Source organism: Luteimicrobium album (genome assembly GCF_030161555.1).
GTDB classification, from domain to species: domain Bacteria; phylum Actinomycetota; class Actinomycetes; order Actinomycetales; family Cellulomonadaceae; genus Luteimicrobium; species Luteimicrobium album.
This window is the reverse complement of sequence record NZ_BSUK01000001.1, coordinates 47021-63919: the sequence shown is the minus strand read 5'-3', so window position 1 is coordinate 63919 and position 16899 is coordinate 47021. Positions and strand designations below refer to the sequence as shown.

Below are 16899 nucleotides of genomic sequence, written 5' to 3'. Positions count from 1 at the left end.
CTGCTTGACCCTCCCCTCGGGGGAGGGTCGAGAACAGAGCCATGACCACCACCGGAGCACGTACCGACCTGTCCACCGACGACACCGGACGACTGCCCGCGCCGCCGTGGCGCGCCCTCCCCGTGCTGCTCGCCGGGACGTTCCTCGTCGTCCTCGACTTCTTCGGGGTGAACGTCGCGCTGCCGTCTCTCGCGGCCGAGCTCGACGCCGGCCCGAGCGCGATCGTGTGGGTCGTCGCCGGGTTCGCGCTCGCGATGGCCGCCACCCAGCTCCTCGCGGGGCGGCTCGGCGACCACGTCGGCCACCGCCGCGGGTTCGTCGTCGGCCTGACGGTCTTCACCGCGGCGTCCTTCGTGTGCGCGGCGGCCCCCGGCGCGACGGTGCTCGTCGTCTCGCGCGTCGTGCAGGGCGTCGGTGCCGCGTTCATCGGCACGAGCGTCCTGTCGATCGTGGGCGTGAGCTTCGCCGGCGCGGCGCGCGCCCGGGCGCTCGCCTGGTACGGCGCCGTGCTGGGCGTCGCGGCCGCGGGCGGCCAGCTCGTGGGCGGAGCCCTCATCGCCGCGGACGTCGCCGGCCTGGGCTGGCGCGCGATCTTCGCCGTGAACGTCCCCGTGGGGGTCCTCGCGCTCGCGCTGACGCCGCGGCTCGTCCCCGCCACCCGCGGCACGCGGTCCGGGCGCCTCGACGTCGCGGGGATGGTCCTCGGCGCGCTCACCATGGTCCTGCTCGTGCTGCCCCTCGTGGAGGGCCGCGAGGCCGGCTGGCCCCTCTGGACCTGGGTGAGCCTCGCCCTCGTGCCCGTCCTCGGGACGGTGACCTACCGGCACGGGGACCGCGTCGAGCGGCGCGGCGGGCAGCCGCTGCTCCCGCCGTCGCTGCTCCGCCGGCCGTCGATGTCGCTCGGCCTCGTCGCGCAGCTCGTCTACTGGTGCGGCCAGGCGTCCTTCTACTTCGTGCTCGCGCTCTACCTCCAGGACGGCCTGGGCCTCGCACCGCTCGACGCCGGGCTCGTGTTCGGGGTCCTCGCCGTCGGCTACCTCGCGACGTCCTTCCGGGCACCGGGCCTCGCCGTCCGCCACGGGCGCCGCGTCATCGTGGTGGGTCTCGCCGCGATCCTCGCCGGGTACGGCGCGCTCGGCCTCGCCCTGGCGGCGGCGCCCCACGGCACGGGTGCCACGGTCGCCGCCCTGGTCCCCGGGCTCCTGCTCGCGGGGGCGGGGCAGGGGCTGTGCATCGTGCCCCTGACGGCGCAGGTCCTCGCGCACGCCGACCCCCGGCAGGCGGGGTCCGTGTCGGGTGCCCTGCAGACGGCGCAGCAGGCCGGGAACAGCGTGGGCGTCGCCGTCGTCGGTGTCGTCTTCTACGGTGTCCTCGGGGCCGCGGGTGGGACCGTGGCCCACGCGTTCGGCGCGAGCCTCGTCGTGCTCGCCATCGTCGGCGCCGTCGCGCTCGCCGCCGTCGGTCTGCTGGCGGCGGTCGTCGCGAGGTCGCAGGCGGACGCGTGACGGCAGGACAGGACGGGACGGGGGAGCACGGATGGCCGGCAGCGGACGGGGCCCGCGGAGCGGGCTCGTGACGATCGGCGAGTTCTCGCGCATGACCCATCTCACCGTGAAGGCGCTGCGCCACTACGACGCCCAGGGCGTGCTCGTGCCCCACCACGTCGACGACGTGACCGGGTACCGCAGCTACAGCGTCACCCAGGTGCCGCTCGCCCAGGTCGTGCGCCGGCTGCGCGCGCTCGGGATGCCGCTCGAGGAGGTGCGGTCCGTCGTCGGCACCGACGACGTCACCGAGCGCACCGTCCGCATCGGCGAGCACCTCGACCGCATGGAGAAGCAGCTCGACGAGGTGCGCGGCGCCGTCGACACCCTCCGGGCGCTGCTCGGGATCGACACCTCGCCCGACGGCGGCGCGCCCGCGTCCGGACGGACCTTCGACCACCTGCTCGACGCCGACACGACCGACGCGGCGGGCGGCGAGGTCGAGTTCCGGCTCGAGCCCGCGACGTGGGCGCTCGCGGCCCGCACCCGCCTCTCGCTCGCGATGGCCGGGTGGACCGCCCCCGCGTACGCGGCCATCGACGCGGCCGTCCAGGCGGTCGGCGCCGAGCAGTCCGGCGTGCACGGGGCCCTGTTCTACCCGGACCTGTTCGAGCGCGAGCAGGGCACGCTCGTCGCGTACGTGCCCGTGGCCGAGCGGCCCGCGCCGGACGCCCTCGCGGCGCTCGCGGACACGGGCGACGGGTCCGTCGAGGTCCGACCGGTGCGCCTGCGCGAGACGGAGGTCGCGGTCATGGTGCACCGCGGCACGTGCGCGGACATCGACTGGACGTACGGGGCGCTCGGCAGCTACGTCGCACGTCGCGCGCTCGGCGTCGACGGGCCGATCAGGAGACGTTCGTGGTGTCCGCGGTCCACACGCCCGACGTGGGACGGCACCGCACGGAGGTCGCCTGGCCCGTCTTCCGGACGCGCGCCGCCTGACCTCGGCCACCCTCCGACGCACGCGCTACGAGCGCAGGCTCCAGCGCCACGCGTCGGCGTTGTGCCGGCCCGCGCGCCCGCCGAAGCTCTTGGCCGTCCCGCCGTTCCCGCGCATCGTGCGCGTGCGGTTGACCCACTCGTCGACGGGTGCTGCGTCCGCGGGGACGGTCAGCCCGGCCGCCGCGGCCGCCAGCCCGGCGACGAGCGCCGCGACCTCGATCTCGTCGGGGGCGCCGCGGACGACCCGGACCTGCGCGGCGGCCGTCGCGGCCTCCGGGGCTTCGCCCGTGCCGTCAGGACTCGTCATCGTCGTCCTCGTCGTCGAACAGGCCGGGCTCGCCGCGGGACGCCGCCCACTCGACGACGTCGAAGCCCGCGTCGACGAGCTTCGTCACGGTCTCCTCGCCGGCCTCGTCGAGCAGGTCGATCACGGTGCCCATCGAGGAGTCCGTGGGGCGCGTCGGGGGAGTGACGACGAAGCCGAGGTAGAAGACCTCCGCCTCCTCGGCCTCGCCCTCCGCGTGCTCGTGGTCGTGCTCGGCCGCCTCGTCCTCGCCCCACGTCAGCGTCGTGAGGTCGGGGTGCATGCCGAGCGTCTCGTGGAGCGCGTCGAACACGTGCGCGTTGTGCGTCGCGATGCGGGTCTCGAGCGCGAGGATCCGGGGTCCTCGTCGGCCTCCGCCGCCCCGAACTCCGCGCGCACACCGACGGCCGTGTCCACGTACTCGTGCAGGGCGCGCGCGAGCTCGTCGACGGCGTCGTGCAGGGGCGTCGCGTCGACCGCGCCGAGGGGGCGGGGCCGTGGGTGATGTCATCGTGGTCGCTCATCGGACCCTCCTCACAGGGGGATGTTCCCGTGCTTCTTGGGGGCAGGCTCGCCCGCTTGGTGCGCAGGGCCCGCAATGCCCGGACGACCTGCACGCGCGTCTCGGACGGCGCGATCACGCCGTCCACGTAGCCGCGCGCGGCCGCGTCCCACGGGTTGACGATCGCCTCCTCGTAGTCGTCGACGAGGCGCAGGCGCTCCGCCTCGACGTCCTTGCCCGCCTCCGCGGCGTCGGCCAGCGTCCGCCGGTGGAGGATGTTCACCGCGCCCGACGCGCCCATGACGGCGATCTGCGCCGTCGGCCAGGCGAGGTTCACGTCGGCGCCGAGCTGCTTGGACGCCATGACGATGTACGCGCCGCCGTACGCCTTGCGCGTGATCACGGTGACCAGCGGGACGGTCGCCTCGCCGTACGCGTAGATGAGCTTCGCGCCGCGGCGGATGATGCCGTTCCACTCCTGGTCCGTGCCGGGCAGGAAGCCCGGGACGTCGACGAGCGTCACCACCGGGATGTTGAACGCGTCGCACGTGCGCACGAAGCGGGCGGCCTTCTCGGCGGCGTTGATGTCGAGCGTGCCCGCCATCGCGAGGGGCTGGTTCGCGACGACCCCGACGCTCTGCCCCTCGACGTGACCGAAGCCGACGAGGACGTTCTTCGCGAACAGCGGCTGGACCTCGAAGAAGTCGCCGTCGTCGAGCACGTGCTCGATCACGGTCCGCATGTCGTACGGCTGCGAGTCGGAGTCCGGGATCAGGGTGTCGAGCTCGAGGTCCTCGTCCGTGACCTCGAGGGGCACGTCGTCGGGGATCCACTGCGGCGGGTCCGCGAGGTTGTTCTGCGGCAGGTAGCCGACGAGGTGGCGGACGTAGTCGATCGCGTCGTCCTCGTCCGCGCCCAGGTAGTGCGCGACGCCGGAGCGCTCGTTGTGCGTCTGGCCGCCGCCGAGCTCCTCGAAGCCGACGTCCTCGCCGGTCACGGCGCGGATGACGTCCGGGCCCGTGATGAACATGTGGGACGTCTTGTCGGCCATCACGACGAAGTCCGTGAGCGCCGGTGAGTACACCGCGCCGCCCGCGCTCGGGCCGAGGATCAGGGAGATCTGCGGGATCACGCCCGACGCCGCGACGTTGCGCCGGAAGATCTCGGCGAACTGCGTGAGCGCCGCGACGCCCTCCTGGATGCGCGCGCCGCCGCCGTCGGAGATGCCGATGATCGGGACGCCCGTGCGCACCGCGAGGTCCTGCACCTTGGTGATCTTCTGGCCGTGCACCTCGCCGAGGCTCCCGCCGAAGACGGTGAAGTCCTGGCTGTACACGCACACCTGGCGGCCGTCGATCGTCCCGTACCCGGTGACGACGCCGTCGCCCGCGACCTTCTTCTTGTCGAGGCCGAAGTTCACCGACCGGTGCGTCGCGTACGCGTCGAGCTCGACGAAGCTGCCCTCGTCGAGGAGCGCCTCGATGCGCTCGCGCGCCGACTTCTTCCCCGTGCGTGCTGCTTGGTCCGGGCGTTCTCCTCGGGCTGCTCAACGGCGGCCCGACGGCGCTCGGCGAGGTCCGCGAGCTTGGCCGCGGTGCCGGTCGGGCGGGCGGGAGCGATGGCCGCGTCGACGGTCGCGGCTGGGTCCTGAGTCACCCTGCGAGCCTAGTTGGTGGCTGCCGCCAACTCGACGGGGACGACGCGCGGGCTCCGCGGGAGGCTTTGGAGGAAGTCGACAAGGGTGGGCCGTGGCGCGGGGCGCACGCTGCGAGGGCACACGGTCGTACCGGGTCGCAGACTGGTCGCATGACCGACGCTCCCGCCGCCGCTCGTCCCGCGCTCGACGCCGACGCCCTCGCGTCCGCCCTCCTGACGCCGCACGGCCCGCTGGCCCGCCTCGACGTGGTGGCGACGTCCGCCTCGACGAACGTGGACCTCGTGGCCGCCGCCTCCCGCACGCCCGGCGCCTGGCCGGCGCCCGCGCTCCTCGCCGCCGACCACCAGACCGCCGGGAAGGGCCGCGCCGGCCGGACCTGGGAGACGCCGGCACGCGCCGCACTGACGTCGTCGTTGCTGGTCGATCCGGGTGTGCCCGGTGACCGGCTGCTGTGGCTCCCGCTGCTCGCGGGCCTCGCGGTCGTGCGTGCGCTGCGGTCGACGACGTCGCTCGCAGCCGTCCTCAAGTGGCCCAACGACGTGCTCCTGCCCGCAGTCGACGGCGTCGACGTCGCCGGCTGGGGTCCGTACCGCAAAGCCGTGGGGATCCTCGTCGAGGTGCTCGCGGACGGGCGGGCCGTCGTCGGCGTCGGGGTGAACGTGACCCAGGCCGCGGACGAGCTGCCCGTACCGAGCGCGACGTCGCTCGCGCTGTCGGGGGCTGCGACCACGGACCGTGCCACGCTGCTCGTCGCCCAGGTCGGCGAGCTCGTGCGGATCCTCGACGTGTGGCGCGCCGCTGCCGGGGACGCCCGCACCGCCCGGCTGCCGGGTGACGACGGGACGGGCGACGCGGCGCTCGCCGACGCCGTGGCGGACGTGTGCGTCACGGTCGGCTCGAGGGTCGCGGTCGACCTCGTCGACGGGACGAGCCTCGACGGCGACGCGTACGGGCTGGGTGCCGACGGCGAGCTGCTGGTCAGGGCCGACGACGGCACCGAGCACGCCGTCGTCTCCGGTGACGTACGCCACGTCCGGGCGGGCGGCGCCGCTACCCTGGGCGGGTGACGACGGACGATCGGGACCCGCACGGCGACGTCGCCGGGACACCGGACGGGGCGACCCCGGACCAGGCCTCGACGACGAGCTCCTCGGCGGTCCCGCGGCCCGCACCGCGGCCGAGGTCGCCCGCGAGCTGGGCACCGGCGTCGAGTTCGTCCACGAGGCCTGGCGGGCGCTCGGGCTCCCCGCCGTCGACGAGGACGAACGGATCTTCACCGCCGAGGACGTGCGCGCCCTGCGCGAGATCCTCGAGCTCGCCGAGGCGCAGCACCTCGACGAGAGCACCGTGACCACGCTCCTGCGGTCGACCGGCCACACCATGGACCGCCTCGTCCTCTGGCAGGCGGAGGCGCTCGTCGGCGACCTCGTCGAGCTGCAGGGCTACGAGCCCGTGGCGGCGCGCCTCGAGCTCCTCGACCGGCTGCCCGGCATCGCGCCCGTGCTCGAACGTCAGCTCACCCACGCGTGGCGGCGCCAGCTCGCCGCCTACGCCGGGCGATACGCCGTCGAGTTCTCCCACGCACGCGAAGAGGGGGCGCCGGGCAGGGAGAGCTCCGGCTCGCCCGCGCCGTCGGGTTCGCCGACATCGTCGACTTCACCAAGCGGACCGCCGGGTTCGAGTCGATCGAGCTCGCCCACTTCGTGCAGGACTTCGAGTCGGGCGCGCGTGACGTCATCGCGGCCGCCGGCGCGCGCGTCGTGAAGACCATCGGCGACGCCGTGCTCTACGTCGCCGACGACGTCGCGACCGGCGCCGAGGTAGCGCTCGGGCTCGCGGAGGCGCCCGCGACGCGCGGCGAGCACGGCGTGCCCGTGCGCGTCAGCCTCGTCTGGGGGCGGGTGCTCGCGCGGTTCGGCGACGTGTTCGGGCCGAGCGTCAACCTCGCCGCCCGGCTCGTCGACATCGCCGACCCCGGCACGGTGCTCGTCGATCGCGGCACCGCCGGCCTCCTCGCCGACGACGCGCGGTTCGCCCTCACCGCGCGGCCCGGCGTGGAGGTGCAGGGGCTGGGGATGATCGAGCCCGTACAGCTGCAGCGGGCGTACCGGGGCTGAGCGAGGAGCTCTGCGAGATCCAGCGCACCGCCCGCGCGGTGCAGCGGTTCGACGACGCCCGTGAACACACCCGCCACACCGTCGCACCGGGACGGCGGAGGAGCTCGTGCGCGGCTTCGTCGGCGACGTCGGGGACCTCGCGAAGCACGCTCTCGGCAAGGCCGGCGTGCGGCCGCGCGAGGACCTCGACGAGGCTGTCGCCCACGAGCTCGCCGACTGCCTGTGGTCGCTGTGCGTGCTCGCCGACGCCTACGGCGTGGACCTCGAGGACGCGTTCGAACGGACGATGCGATCGCTCACCGAACGACTCGAGCGGGCCGGCGACGAGCAGCGGGCGACGGCGGACGGTCGCGGCCCGAGCGTCTGACGCGAAGACGGCGAACCCATGGGCGCTCAGGAACCGTGGGTGCTCAGAAGGACTCGCCCTCGGAGGGTGAGTCAGAAGGGTGGGTCGCCGTCGTCGCGCGTGGTGGTCTCGGGACGCGACGGCCTTGATCCCGACCGCGGTCTGGCGGTCGATGGCGCTGCCGGTGCTGTGGGTCTCGACGGCGTTGCTGCTGTCGGTCGCGCCTGGTGCGGTGGGGTGCGCGGCGGCAGCTGTGTCGCAGGCGGCGCCTCTGGAGCGGGTGGTGGCCCGTGTCGGGTGGGGCCGGTGGGCAGGGTGGGGTCGGTGGGTCGGGCCGGGGTGGTGTAGCGGTGTCCGGAGGGCGCGGTCCAGGTGATCGTGTTGTCGGGGTCGCGGCTGGTGGTCCATCCGCCGTGGGTCTTGGCGTTGTGGTGGGCCCGGCACACGGGGTGCAGGTTGTCGGCGCGGGTCTGCCCGGCGGTGGGGCGGGCGGGGTCGAACGGGTCGAGGTGGTCCAGGTCGCACCGGGTCGCGGGGACGGGGCAGCCGGGGAACGTGCATGTGGCGTCGCGGGTGCGGACCAGGTCCCCGAGCACCACGCCGGGCCGGTAGGCGGTGCGGGACACGTCGGTGGCGACGCCGGTGGCGGGGTCGGTCAGGATCCGGCGCCAGGTCGCGTCGCCGCCCGCGGCCAGGACCCGGGCCACCGCGGCGGGGACCGGGCCGTACCCGGCCAGGACGGCCGGGGACTCATCGAGCCCGAGCAGGGTCGTGGCTGCGACCGTCACGTTCACGACCGTCCGGACCGCCCCTGAGCCGATGGAACCGACCGAACCGGTCGCACCGGTGGCGGGGATATCGCTGCCGGGGACATCGCTGCCGGTCATGGTGGTCTGCGCTGCGCCGTCTTGGGTCGTCGTCTCGGTGCCGGTCGTGCCGGTGACGAGGTCGGTGAGGGTGTCGGCGCGGGCCTGGGCCAGGGTCCGGGTCTCGCCCGGGGCGCAGACCGCGGTACGTGAGAGGTCCTCGACCCGTGCCCAGACGCGGGCGGCATCCGCCGCGGGAAGGAGCGCGGTCAGCCAGGCCATCTGGTCCGGTGCGGGGTCGATCCACACGTGCCGGCGATCCGCGGCCGCGGCCTGCGCCCGCACGCTCGCGGCACCCGGGTCGGCCTCGATCGCGGCCCGGCGCAGCCGCTCACGCAGCTGGGCCGGGGTCAGCCCGATCGCGGGGCCCGGCGCGTCCGCGGTGCCAACCAGGTCGGCTGCGACCCGTTCACGCACCGCGACCGGGACCGCGTCGTAGGAGACCAGGACGTCCGCGCGGGCGGTGTCGATCCACCCGCCGGCCAGGGCGTCGGCTACCTCGGGTGCCCGGCCCAGCCCGGCCGCTCGGCCGACGAGGGCCGTCGCGGTGCGCCGCGACGTCACCAGCGCAGCCGTGAGCTCGTGCACGACCGCGTCCGCCGCTCGCGACGAGGACCCGCCCCGGGCCAACAGCTCCCCGACCACCCGGGCCTGCTCGGCCGCCGCCCACGAGACCACCTGCTGCCACCCCACGATCGCGTCGACCAGGACGTCGTCCGGCGCCCCCGCGAGGTCTAGCGCCGCCCAGGCTTCGGCCCGAGCGGGCGCGCCCGTCGCGAGTCCCGTGCCGCCGAGCGGCTCGGCAGCCGTCGCGATCATCGCCTCGGGCGGGGGCACCGACCCCACGAGCGTGCCAGCGTCGCCGTTCGTCTCCGCGCTGGCGCCCGCTGCGACCGTCAGTGCGTCGCCGGGAGCGGGCTCGCGGCCCGTGGACGGCACCTCCAGCAGCCGCGCGACGAGGTGCGCGAACGCGAGCTCCAGGACCGACGGGCCGGCGACGTCGGCACGTGCGCAGATCTGCGCACCGTCCAGCGACTCATCGCTGGGCACACCGCCACCACCGGAGTCGAACATGTGTTCGATTCTAACAGTCGGCCGCAGCGCTGACCAGCCTCCCGGCAGTCCCGTGGGCGCGATCTCGCACGCTCGCGACGGTCGGCGTGGCCCGCGTCCTGCGCGCTCCGGGCCGCACTCTCGTCCGGCTCGCGGCGCCAGGCGGTGCGCCGTTCTGAGCGCCCGAAGCGCCGGGAGGGCTCAGCGTCGCCGGAGGCGGGCGAAGAACGTGTCCTTCGGTGCGTCGGGGTGGCCGTCGCACCACTGGTCCGCGGGCACGTCGCGGCGGACGTCGTCGACGTGCTGGCCGCACCCGGTCCAGGTGGTCTTTCCGCAGGTCGAGCAGGTGATCGGGTAGCACATCGTTCGTTCGTCTCCTGGGTGGGCTCGGACGGGTCGCTCGCCCCGGCCGGCGGGGGCGGGCGGTCAGGCGGGCATCAGGCGAGCATGAGGAAGAGCTTCTCGAGCTCCTCGGCGGTGAGCCCGTCCGTGCCGTCCTCGGGCTCGTCCACGCAGTCCTTCATCGCCGACGACACGATCGCGAAACCGGCTCGGTCGAGCGCGCTCGACACGGCGGCGAGCTGCGTGATGACCTCGCGGCACGGGGCGTCGCCCTCGACCGCGGCCAGGACGGCGTCGAGCTGCCCACGCGCACGGCGCAGGCGGTTGACGATCTTGCGCCGGGCGTCGGCGTCGGGGCTGGTCATGGTCGGGGTCCTCGCGATCGGCGCGCGTCGGGCATCGTCCGCGGCTGGACGAGGTCGCATGGTCGCGGAACGGGGTCGATCATACCCCTGGGGGTATCTCGCCATCGCGTCCGTGGGATGCGGTGTGCCGTGCTCGACGCCCGGTCGCGCCAGCGCGTCCGCGGCAGCCCTACCGTCAGCCGACGGGCGCGAGCAGTGCGGGGGAGTCGTTGTTCACGTTGCTCACCAGCGACGACACCTCGCGGAACCGCATGAGCTCGGGCGTACGAGCCAGCAGCGCCGACGCGCCCTCGGCGCCGACGGACGGGTCGAGCCACGCGTCCCACGCCGACCGGGGCAGCACCAGCGGCATGCGGTCGTGGATCGAGGCGAGGTCCTCGCTTGCGGGCATCGTGACGATGGTCGTCGACACGAGCCAGCGCCGGGGATCGTCCGCCGTCCGGCTGGGGTCGCGCCAGAACTCGTAGAGCCCGGCGAGCGCGGCGACGTCGTCGTCGGCGGGGGTGATGTAGTACGGCTGCTTGGGGACGCGCGCCCGGCCGGAGGGGCTCGAGCCCGGCGCCGGCTCGAGCTTCTTCCACTCGTAGTACCCGTCCGCGGGGACGATGCAGCGCCGGGCGGCGAACGGCTTGGCGAACGCCGCCTTGTCGGTGAGCGACTCGACGCGCGCGTTGATCATCCGGTTCCCGACGGACGGGTCCTTGGCCCAGCTCGGGACGAGCCCCCACCGGGCGAGGCGGAGCGACCGCTCGACCGGCCCGTCGGGCTCACCCTTGGGTGCGCGCTCGACGACGATCCGCACGTCCTGCGTGGGGGCGACGTTCCAGCTCGGCGCGAGCTCGCGCACGGCGGGCTCGACGAGGGCGGCGTCGATCGCGAAGGCGTCGGCGAGGTCCTGTGCCTCGCGGAAGGAGGCGTAGCGGCCGCACATGAGTCCATGGTCGCGCACGCCTCCCACACGGTCGTCACATCCTCCGGCGGGAATCGACTCGGCAGGCTCGAAACGATTCGATATGATGGCCGTCGTGACGCGTGCCGACGACCCCGACGATCCGAACCCCACCGCCGACCTCACTCCCACTACGACGGGCGCCCCGCCGCAGCCCCCGTCCCGGCGCCCCGCGCGAGCCTCCGCACCCGGCTCCTCGCGGGCCCTCGCACCGGTCCCCGCTCGACCGCCGCATGGATCCTCCTGCTCGGCTCGCTCTCCGCGCTGCCGGCCTTCACGACCGACATGTACCTGCCGGCCCTGCCGGACGTCGCCCGTGACCTGCACACGACGGACGCCGGCGCGCAGGTCACCATGTCCGCGATGCTCATCGGCGCCGCGCTCGGCACCCTCGTGATCGGCCCGCTCTCGGACCGGTTCGGCCGCCGTGGGCCGTTGCTCGTCGGGCTCGCCGGTCACGTCGTGACGTCGGTGCTGTCGATCATGGTTCCGAACATCACGATGCTGATCGTGCTCCGCGTGATCCAGGGGTTCTTCAACGCGTCCGCGTCCGTCACCAGCATGGCGATCATTCGCGACCGGTTCAGCGGCGCCGAGGCCGCGCGGATGTTCTCGCGCCTCATGCTGGTCATCGGCCTCTCGCCGCTCCTCGCACCCACCGTCGGCTCGCTCGTCGAGGGCTGGGGGAGCTGGCACGGGATCTTCCTCGTCCTCGCGCTCATGGGCGTCGTGCTCGGCGCGGTCGTGCTGCGCGCCCTGCCCGAGACGCTCGCCGTCGAGCGCCGCGTCACCGGCGGGCTCCCCGCCGCGCTGCGCGGCTACCGGACGCTCGTCCGCGACCGCCGGTTCCTCGCCCTCGCCGTCGTGCCCGGGCTCGGCATGGCCGTCGTCATGAGCTACGTGTCCGGCTCGCCGTTCGTGTTCCAGGAGCACTTCGGGCTGTCGTCGGGCGCGTTCTCGCTGCTCTTCGCGGTCAACGGCCTCGCGCTCGTCGCGTCCGCGCAGGTCAACGCGGCGCTCGTCCGCAAGATCGCGCCGATCCGTCTGCTGCGCACCGCGCTCGTCGTCCAGCTCGTCTTCGCGGCCGGGCTCGTCGCGTTCGCGGTCACCGGCGTCGGCGGCCTGCTGGGCGTGCTCGCGGGCCTGTGGCTCGTTCTCGCGATGCAGGGCATGGTCCCGTCGAACGCCTCGGCGCTCGCGCTCACCCGGCACGGCGAGATGGCGGGCACCGCCTCGGCGGTCATCGGCGCGCTCCAGACGGGCATCGCCGGCGTCGTCAGCCCACTCGTGGGGGTGCTCGGCGCCACGGCCGCGGCCATGAGCTCCGTCATGCTCGGCGCGATCGCCGTCGCGATCCTCGTGCTGGCGGTCGCCACCCCGGCGTTCCGGCGCGAGGGTGGTTTCCACGCGGGGGTCCCGGCGTCGTCCTGAGCCGGCCTCAGCGCGGTGGGCGAAGGGACCGGGCCGCGGTCTCGCGCACCGACGCCGCGAGCACGTCGAGCGCCGACGAGCGCACCCGCCACTGCTGCCAGTGCAGCCGGACGTCGTCCGCGCCGGCCTCGTCCAGCACCACGAGGTCGCCGCGCGCGACGAGCTCGGTCGCCTGCTGCTCGGGAAGCATCCCCCAGCCGAGGCCGAGGCGCACGGCCTGGGCGAACGCCGTCGAGCCGGGGACGTGGTGCCGCGGCGGGTCGATCCGTCGTCGCGTCTGACGGCGCAGGTACCGGTCCTGCAGGTCGTCCTTGCGGTCGTAGACCACGACGGGCGCGCCGGCCAGCGCGTCGGGCGTGACGTCCGGTGCCGTGCGCGAGCCGAACCACCGCCGCGCGAACGCGGGCGACGCGGCGGGCAGGTAGCGCATCGCACCGAGCGTCGTGACGGTGCAACCCTGGACCGCGCGCGCCTGCGTGGTGATCGCGGCCATGACCTCGCCGTCGCGCAGGAGCTCGACCGAGTGGTCCTGGTCCTCGCGCCGCACGTCGACGTAGACGCCGTCCCCGAGCCCGGCGAGCGCGGGCACGGCCCACGTCGCGAGCGAGTCCGCGTTGATGGCGACCGGGAGCACGACGCGCGGCGCGGCGCCCTCGCTGCGGTCCGAGCCGCCCGTCCCGGCGAGCGCGACCTCCGCCTCGGCGACGAGCAGGGAGACCTCGCGGGCGAGCCGGAGCAGCTCGCGCCCGTCCTCGGTCGCCGCCACCGGCTTGCTCCGGCGGACCAGCACCCGCCCGGCCTGCGCCTCGAGCGCCTTGATCCGCTGGCTCACCGCCGACGGCGTCACGTGCAGCGCGCGGGCGGCCGCGTCGAAGGTCCCGTGGCCGACGACGGCGTCCAGAGCCCGGAGCTGCGCGAGATCCCAGTCCATGAAGCGATGCTAACGAGTGTGCAGGAATCATCGTGGTACTTCAGCCTCGACGACGCCCCGCGGGGGTGCTGTCGCCGCTAGCGTCGTTCTTCGTGACCTCCGTGACCGCTGCGCTCTCCGGCCTCGCGTTCGGCCTGTCGCTCATCGTCGCGATCGGCGCGCAGAACGCGTTCGTGCTGCGGCAGGGCGTGCGCCGTGAGCACGTGGGGACCGTCGTCGTGATCTGCGCGGCGAGCGACGTGGTCCTGATCGCGGCGGGGACGGCAGGGCTCGGCGCCGTCGTCGCGCGGTCCGGCGCGGTGCTCGAGGTGGTGCGCTGGGTGGGTGCCGCTGCCCTCGTGGGCTACGGCGTGCGGTCGGCGCTGCGCGCGCTGCCGCGGCGCGACCCCGGGGCGTTGCACCCGACGAGCGAGCGGCCGCCGTCGGCGCTGGGAGCCACCGCCCTCACGACGCTCGCGCTCACGTGGCTCAACCCGCACGTCTACCTCGACACGGTGCTCCTGCTCGGCTCGGTCGCCGCCGGGCACGGCACGTTGCGCTGGGCGTTCGCGGTCGGGGCGTGTGTCGCTAGCTGGGTGTGGTTCACCGGGCTCGGGTACGGCGCACGCGCCCTCGCGCCCGTCTTCGCGAAGCCCACGGCGTGGCGCGTGCTCGACGGCGTGATCGCCGTCGTCATGGTGCTGGTCGCGGTCTCGCTCGTCGCGCGCTGAGCGCTACCCGGCGAGCGCCGCGAGCCTGCGGACGGCGTCGCGCAGCACGTCCTCACGCTTGACGAACGTGAACCGCACCCACGACCGCAGGGCGCGCTCAGTCGCTGAGCCCGGTGTGCAGAACGCCGCCACCGGCACGCCCACGACGCCCGCGAGCTCGGGGAGCCGGCGGCACAGGTCGGTGCCGTCGTCGAACCCGAGCGGGGCGGCGTCGGCCAGCACGAAGTACGTGCCCTGCGGCCGCACGACGCCGAAACCGGCCGCCTCGAGCCCCTCGCACAACAGGTCGCGGCGGGCGGCGAGCGAGGCGGCGAGCTCGCGCGGGTAGGTGTCGTCGGCGAGCGCCAGGGCGACCGCGGGCTGGAACGGCGCCCCCGACACGTACGTGAGGAACTGCTTGACCGTCCGGACGGCCGTGACGAGCGGCTCGGGCCCGGTCACCCAGCCGATCTTCCAACCGGTCAGCGAGAACGTCTTGCCCGACGACGACACGGTCAGCGTGCGCTCGGCCATGCCCGGGAGCGTCGCGAGGGGGACGTGGGCGACGCCGTCGAACGTGAGGTGCTCGTAGACCTCGTCCGTCAGGACGACGGCGTCCGCCTCGCGCGCGACCGCCGCCACGGCGTCCAGCTCGGCGCGCGTGAGGACCGCGCCCGTCGGGTTGTGCGGCGTGTTGAGCAGGATCACCCGGGTGCGGGGTGTCACGGCCGCACGAAGAGCGTCGGCGTCGAGCCGGAAGCCCTCCGGGCCGGGGACCAGCGGGACCGTGACGTGGCGTGCCCCCGCCAGCGCGATCCCCGCCGCGTACGAGTCGTAGAACGGCTCGAGGGTCACCACGTCGTCGCCGGGGCCCACGAGCGCCAGGAGCGCCGCCGCGATCGCCTCGGTCGCGCCGGTCGTGACGAGGACCTCGGTGTCCGGGTCGAGGTGGAGGTCGTAGCGCCGCGCCTGGTGGGCTGCGACCGCCTCGCGAAGCGCCGGGATCCCGGGGCCGGGCGGGTACTGGTTGGCGCCGCGCTCGGCGTCGGGTGCGATGGCGTCCGCGGCGGCGCGGCGGACCCACGACGGCCCGTCGACGTCGGGGAAGCCCTGGCCGAGGTTGAGGGCGCCGGTACGGAGCGCGAGCGCGCTCATCTCCGCGAAGACCGTCGACGCAACCGCGCCGTCTGGGGAGAGGAGGCCGGTCGCGCGGGCGACGTCGCGCCAGCGGCCGGGCGGGGACGGCAGGGTCTCGGGCGGCATGGCGGCAGCGTAGCGAGCGGGTGCTCCCTGCTGCCGTCCAGGTTCCCAGGGAGCAGGCAGGGGACTCACAGGGGGCGCAGGAGCGCGGCCGACGGTGGGCCCACGTCCGGGGAGTGGTCTAGGGATCGAGGCACCGATCGGTGCCGGACCCAGGAGGACCACGATGAGCACCGAGCACGACCACGAGCAGCAGCACGAGCGCACGCCCGAGGGCGTCGGGCCGGTCCCGCCGCCGCCCGTACCGGTAGCTGCACCCACGCCCCCTTCGCTCCGCCCGCACCTGCGCAGGCGGTCTCCGCGGTCCCGCCGGGCCTTCTCGTCGGCGCGGCCGAGCAGACGGAGCCGGCCGCCCCCTCGCTGCACGCCCGGAGCTCGCGGCGCGTCCTCGCCGGCTCGGTCGCCGGCGCCCTCGTCGTCGGCGCGATCGGCGGCGCGGGCGTCACCGCGCTCGTCAGCGGCGGCCAGTCCGCGCAGGCCGCCAGCGGGTCCGCGTCCGGAGCGCAGGTCGGCTGGCCGGGTGGCGGCGACGTCCCCGACCAGGGCAGCAGCGGCACCGGCGAGGGCGGCTGGGGCCAGGGGCAGATGCCGTCCGGCGCCCCCGACGGCGCGACCGGCCCCGGCTCGGACGGGACGGGCTCGGACGGGACCGGCTCGGCACCGGACACGGGTTCGGGCTCGTCGTCCGGGGCCGCGTCCGGCACCTCGACCGCGCTGGAGCAGACCACGGCGACGTCGTCGGAGGCGGCGGGCGTCGTCGTGGTCGAGGCGATCGTCGACGGTGGCCGCGCCGAGGCCGCCGGGACGGGCATCGTCCTCAGCGCGGACGGAGAGGTGCTGACCAACGCGCACGTCGTCGAGGGCGCGACCGAGGTCCGCGTCGTCGACACCGCGACCGGCACGACGTACACGGCCACGATCACCGGCGAGTCCACCTCGCACGACGTCGCCGTCCTGCAGCTCGCCGACGCCTCCGGGCTCACGACAGCGACGCTCGACGAGGACGACGACCTCGCCGTCGGCGACGACGTCACCGCCGTCGGGAACTCGGAAGGCACCGGGGTCCTGCGCGCCGCCGACGGCACCGTCACCGCGCTCGACGAGACCATCACGACGTCGCCCGAGTACGGCGAGACGAGCGAGACCCTCACCGGCCTCATCGAGGTCGACGCGGACGTCGTCTCCGGCGACTCCGGCGGCGCGCTGCTCGACGCCGACGGCGAGGTCGTCGGGCTGACGACCGCCGCGACGAGCGGGACCGCTGACGTCGAGGGTTACGCGATCGACATCGACGAGGCGCTCGCCGTCGTGCACGAGATCCTCGGCGAGACGTCGACGGGCGTCAGCGACACCGCGTACGTGGTCCTCCCGGACGGAGATCTCCTCACGATCGGAGGGCGCGGCGAATACTGAGATCCCGCGGTTCCCGCGCACCCGCGCGCCCCGACACGCGTCCCGCCCAGCGGCCAACCTACGGTGCCGAAGCCTACGGAGGGGTAACCTCCGCAGAGCCAGGCTGGACGTGCGACGACGCCGCGCCAGACCTCCACGACGGACGACGGGGAGCACCCCGTCCGTCCGCCGCGCGTCCGACGCGGGCC

The 16899-nt window shown here is 74.8% G+C and carries 17 protein-coding genes and 2 pseudogenes; 9 read left to right on the top strand and 10 right to left on the bottom strand.

Features of this window, described 5'->3' with window-relative positions:
- Positions 1 to 41: 41 nt before the first annotated feature.
- Both QQK45_RS00430 and QQK45_RS00425 read left to right on the top strand, forming a co-directional pair.
- Positions 42 to 1505: an MFS transporter gene (locus QQK45_RS00430; RefSeq protein ID WP_284291256.1), complete on the top strand. Its 1464-nt coding sequence runs from the start codon at positions 42 to 44 to the stop codon at positions 1503 to 1505.
- 31 nt (positions 1506 to 1536) lie between these two features.
- Positions 1537 to 1761, top strand: a pseudogene (locus QQK45_RS00425) (MerR family transcriptional regulator); the annotation flags it as partial.
- On the opposite strand, the gene QQK45_RS22770 reads toward QQK45_RS00425, so the two are convergent.
- The 4 genes and pseudogenes from QQK45_RS22770 to QQK45_RS00415 all read right to left on the bottom strand — a co-directional run bounded on the left by QQK45_RS22770 (position 1689) and on the right by QQK45_RS00415 (position 4948).
- On the bottom strand, positions 1689 to 2081 hold the full coding sequence (locus tag QQK45_RS22770; protein ID WP_431310204.1) for a hypothetical protein: 393 nt from the start codon (positions 2079 to 2081) through the stop codon (positions 1689 to 1691). The pseudogene QQK45_RS00425 and the gene QQK45_RS22770 sit on opposite strands and share 73 nt — an antisense overlap.
- A gap of 430 nt (positions 2082 to 2511) precedes the next feature.
- Positions 2512 to 2793: an acyl-CoA carboxylase epsilon subunit gene (locus QQK45_RS00420; protein ID WP_284294884.1), complete on the bottom strand. Its 282-nt coding sequence runs from the start codon at positions 2791 to 2793 to the stop codon at positions 2512 to 2514.
- Complete coding sequence (locus QQK45_RS22765) at positions 2780 to 3103, bottom strand: hypothetical protein (protein ID WP_431310203.1); 324 nt, start codon at positions 3101 to 3103, stop codon at positions 2780 to 2782. The genes QQK45_RS00420 and QQK45_RS22765 overlap by 14 nt, the downstream gene beginning before the upstream one ends.
- Positions 3104 to 3324: 221 nt before the next feature.
- Positions 3325 to 4948, bottom strand: a pseudogene (locus QQK45_RS00415) (acyl-CoA carboxylase subunit beta).
- A 150-nt stretch (positions 4949 to 5098) separates the two neighbouring features.
- On the opposite strand from QQK45_RS00415, the gene QQK45_RS00410 reads away from it, so the two are divergent.
- The 4 genes from QQK45_RS00410 (at position 5099) to QQK45_RS00395 (ending at position 7433) form a co-directional block, all read left to right on the top strand.
- A complete protein-coding gene (locus QQK45_RS00410; RefSeq protein ID WP_284291254.1) occupies positions 5099 to 6016 on the top strand; it encodes a biotin--[acetyl-CoA-carboxylase] ligase in 918 nt (305 codons plus the stop codon).
- Positions 5967 to 6713 (top strand): hypothetical protein, encoded by a 747-nt coding sequence (locus QQK45_RS00405; RefSeq protein WP_284295140.1) that lies wholly within the window; start codon positions 5967 to 5969, stop codon positions 6711 to 6713. The genes QQK45_RS00410 and QQK45_RS00405 overlap by 50 nt, the downstream gene beginning before the upstream one ends.
- Entirely contained in the window at positions 6596 to 7066 is a 471-nt protein-coding gene (locus QQK45_RS00400) for an adenylate/guanylate cyclase domain-containing protein (RefSeq protein ID WP_284294883.1), read from the top strand. The genes QQK45_RS00405 and QQK45_RS00400 overlap by 118 nt, the downstream gene beginning before the upstream one ends.
- 106 nt (positions 7067 to 7172) lie before the next feature.
- Entirely contained in the window at positions 7173 to 7433 is a 261-nt protein-coding gene (locus tag QQK45_RS00395; RefSeq protein ID WP_284291250.1) for a MazG nucleotide pyrophosphohydrolase domain-containing protein, read from the top strand.
- A gap of 71 nt (positions 7434 to 7504) precedes the next feature.
- Here the strand turns inward: QQK45_RS00395 and QQK45_RS00390 are convergent, their stop codons facing one another.
- From QQK45_RS00390 to QQK45_RS00375, 4 genes are all read right to left on the bottom strand, one after another.
- A complete protein-coding gene (locus QQK45_RS00390; RefSeq protein WP_284291247.1) occupies positions 7505 to 9352 on the bottom strand; it encodes an HNH endonuclease signature motif containing protein in 1848 nt (615 codons plus the stop codon).
- A gap of 180 nt (positions 9353 to 9532) precedes the next feature.
- Positions 9533 to 9694: a DUF8730 family Cys-rich protein gene (locus tag QQK45_RS00385; RefSeq protein ID WP_284291245.1), complete on the bottom strand. Its 162-nt coding sequence runs from the start codon at positions 9692 to 9694 to the stop codon at positions 9533 to 9535.
- A 74-nt stretch (positions 9695 to 9768) separates the two neighbouring features.
- On the bottom strand, positions 9769 to 10038 hold the full coding sequence (locus QQK45_RS00380; protein ID WP_284291243.1) for a metal-sensitive transcriptional regulator: 270 nt from the start codon (positions 10036 to 10038) through the stop codon (positions 9769 to 9771).
- A 175-nt stretch (positions 10039 to 10213) separates the two neighbouring features.
- A complete protein-coding gene (locus QQK45_RS00375) occupies positions 10214 to 10969 on the bottom strand; it encodes an SOS response-associated peptidase (RefSeq protein WP_284291241.1) in 756 nt (251 codons plus the stop codon).
- A gap of 255 nt (positions 10970 to 11224) precedes the next feature.
- On the opposite strand from QQK45_RS00375, the gene QQK45_RS00370 reads away from it, so the two are divergent.
- Complete coding sequence (locus QQK45_RS00370; protein WP_284294882.1) at positions 11225 to 12418, top strand: multidrug effflux MFS transporter; 1194 nt, start codon at positions 11225 to 11227, stop codon at positions 12416 to 12418.
- A gap of 7 nt (positions 12419 to 12425) precedes the next feature.
- Here the strand turns inward: QQK45_RS00370 and QQK45_RS00365 are convergent, their stop codons facing one another.
- Positions 12426 to 13349: a LysR family transcriptional regulator ArgP gene (locus tag QQK45_RS00365; RefSeq protein ID WP_284291239.1), complete on the bottom strand. Its 924-nt coding sequence runs from the start codon at positions 13347 to 13349 to the stop codon at positions 12426 to 12428.
- Positions 13350 to 13441: 92 nt separating this feature from the next.
- Between QQK45_RS00365 and QQK45_RS00360 the strand changes: the two genes are divergently transcribed.
- Positions 13442 to 14059 (top strand): LysE/ArgO family amino acid transporter, encoded by a 618-nt coding sequence (locus QQK45_RS00360; protein WP_431310312.1) that lies wholly within the window; start codon positions 13442 to 13444, stop codon positions 14057 to 14059.
- Between the two features lie 3 nt (positions 14060 to 14062).
- Here QQK45_RS00360 and QQK45_RS00355 read toward each other — a convergent pair whose 3' ends face one another.
- The gene (locus QQK45_RS00355) at positions 14063 to 15301 is read right to left on the bottom strand and encodes a pyridoxal phosphate-dependent aminotransferase (protein WP_284291237.1); all 1239 of its coding nucleotides are present in this window, start codon (positions 15299 to 15301) and stop codon (positions 14063 to 14065) included.
- A gap of 582 nt (positions 15302 to 15883) precedes the next feature.
- Between QQK45_RS00355 and QQK45_RS00350 the strand changes: the two genes are divergently transcribed.
- Positions 15884 to 16711, top strand: coding sequence for a S1C family serine protease (locus tag QQK45_RS00350; RefSeq protein ID WP_284291235.1), 828 nt, complete (start codon positions 15884 to 15886; stop codon positions 16709 to 16711).
- Positions 16712 to 16899: the final 188 nt, after the last annotated feature.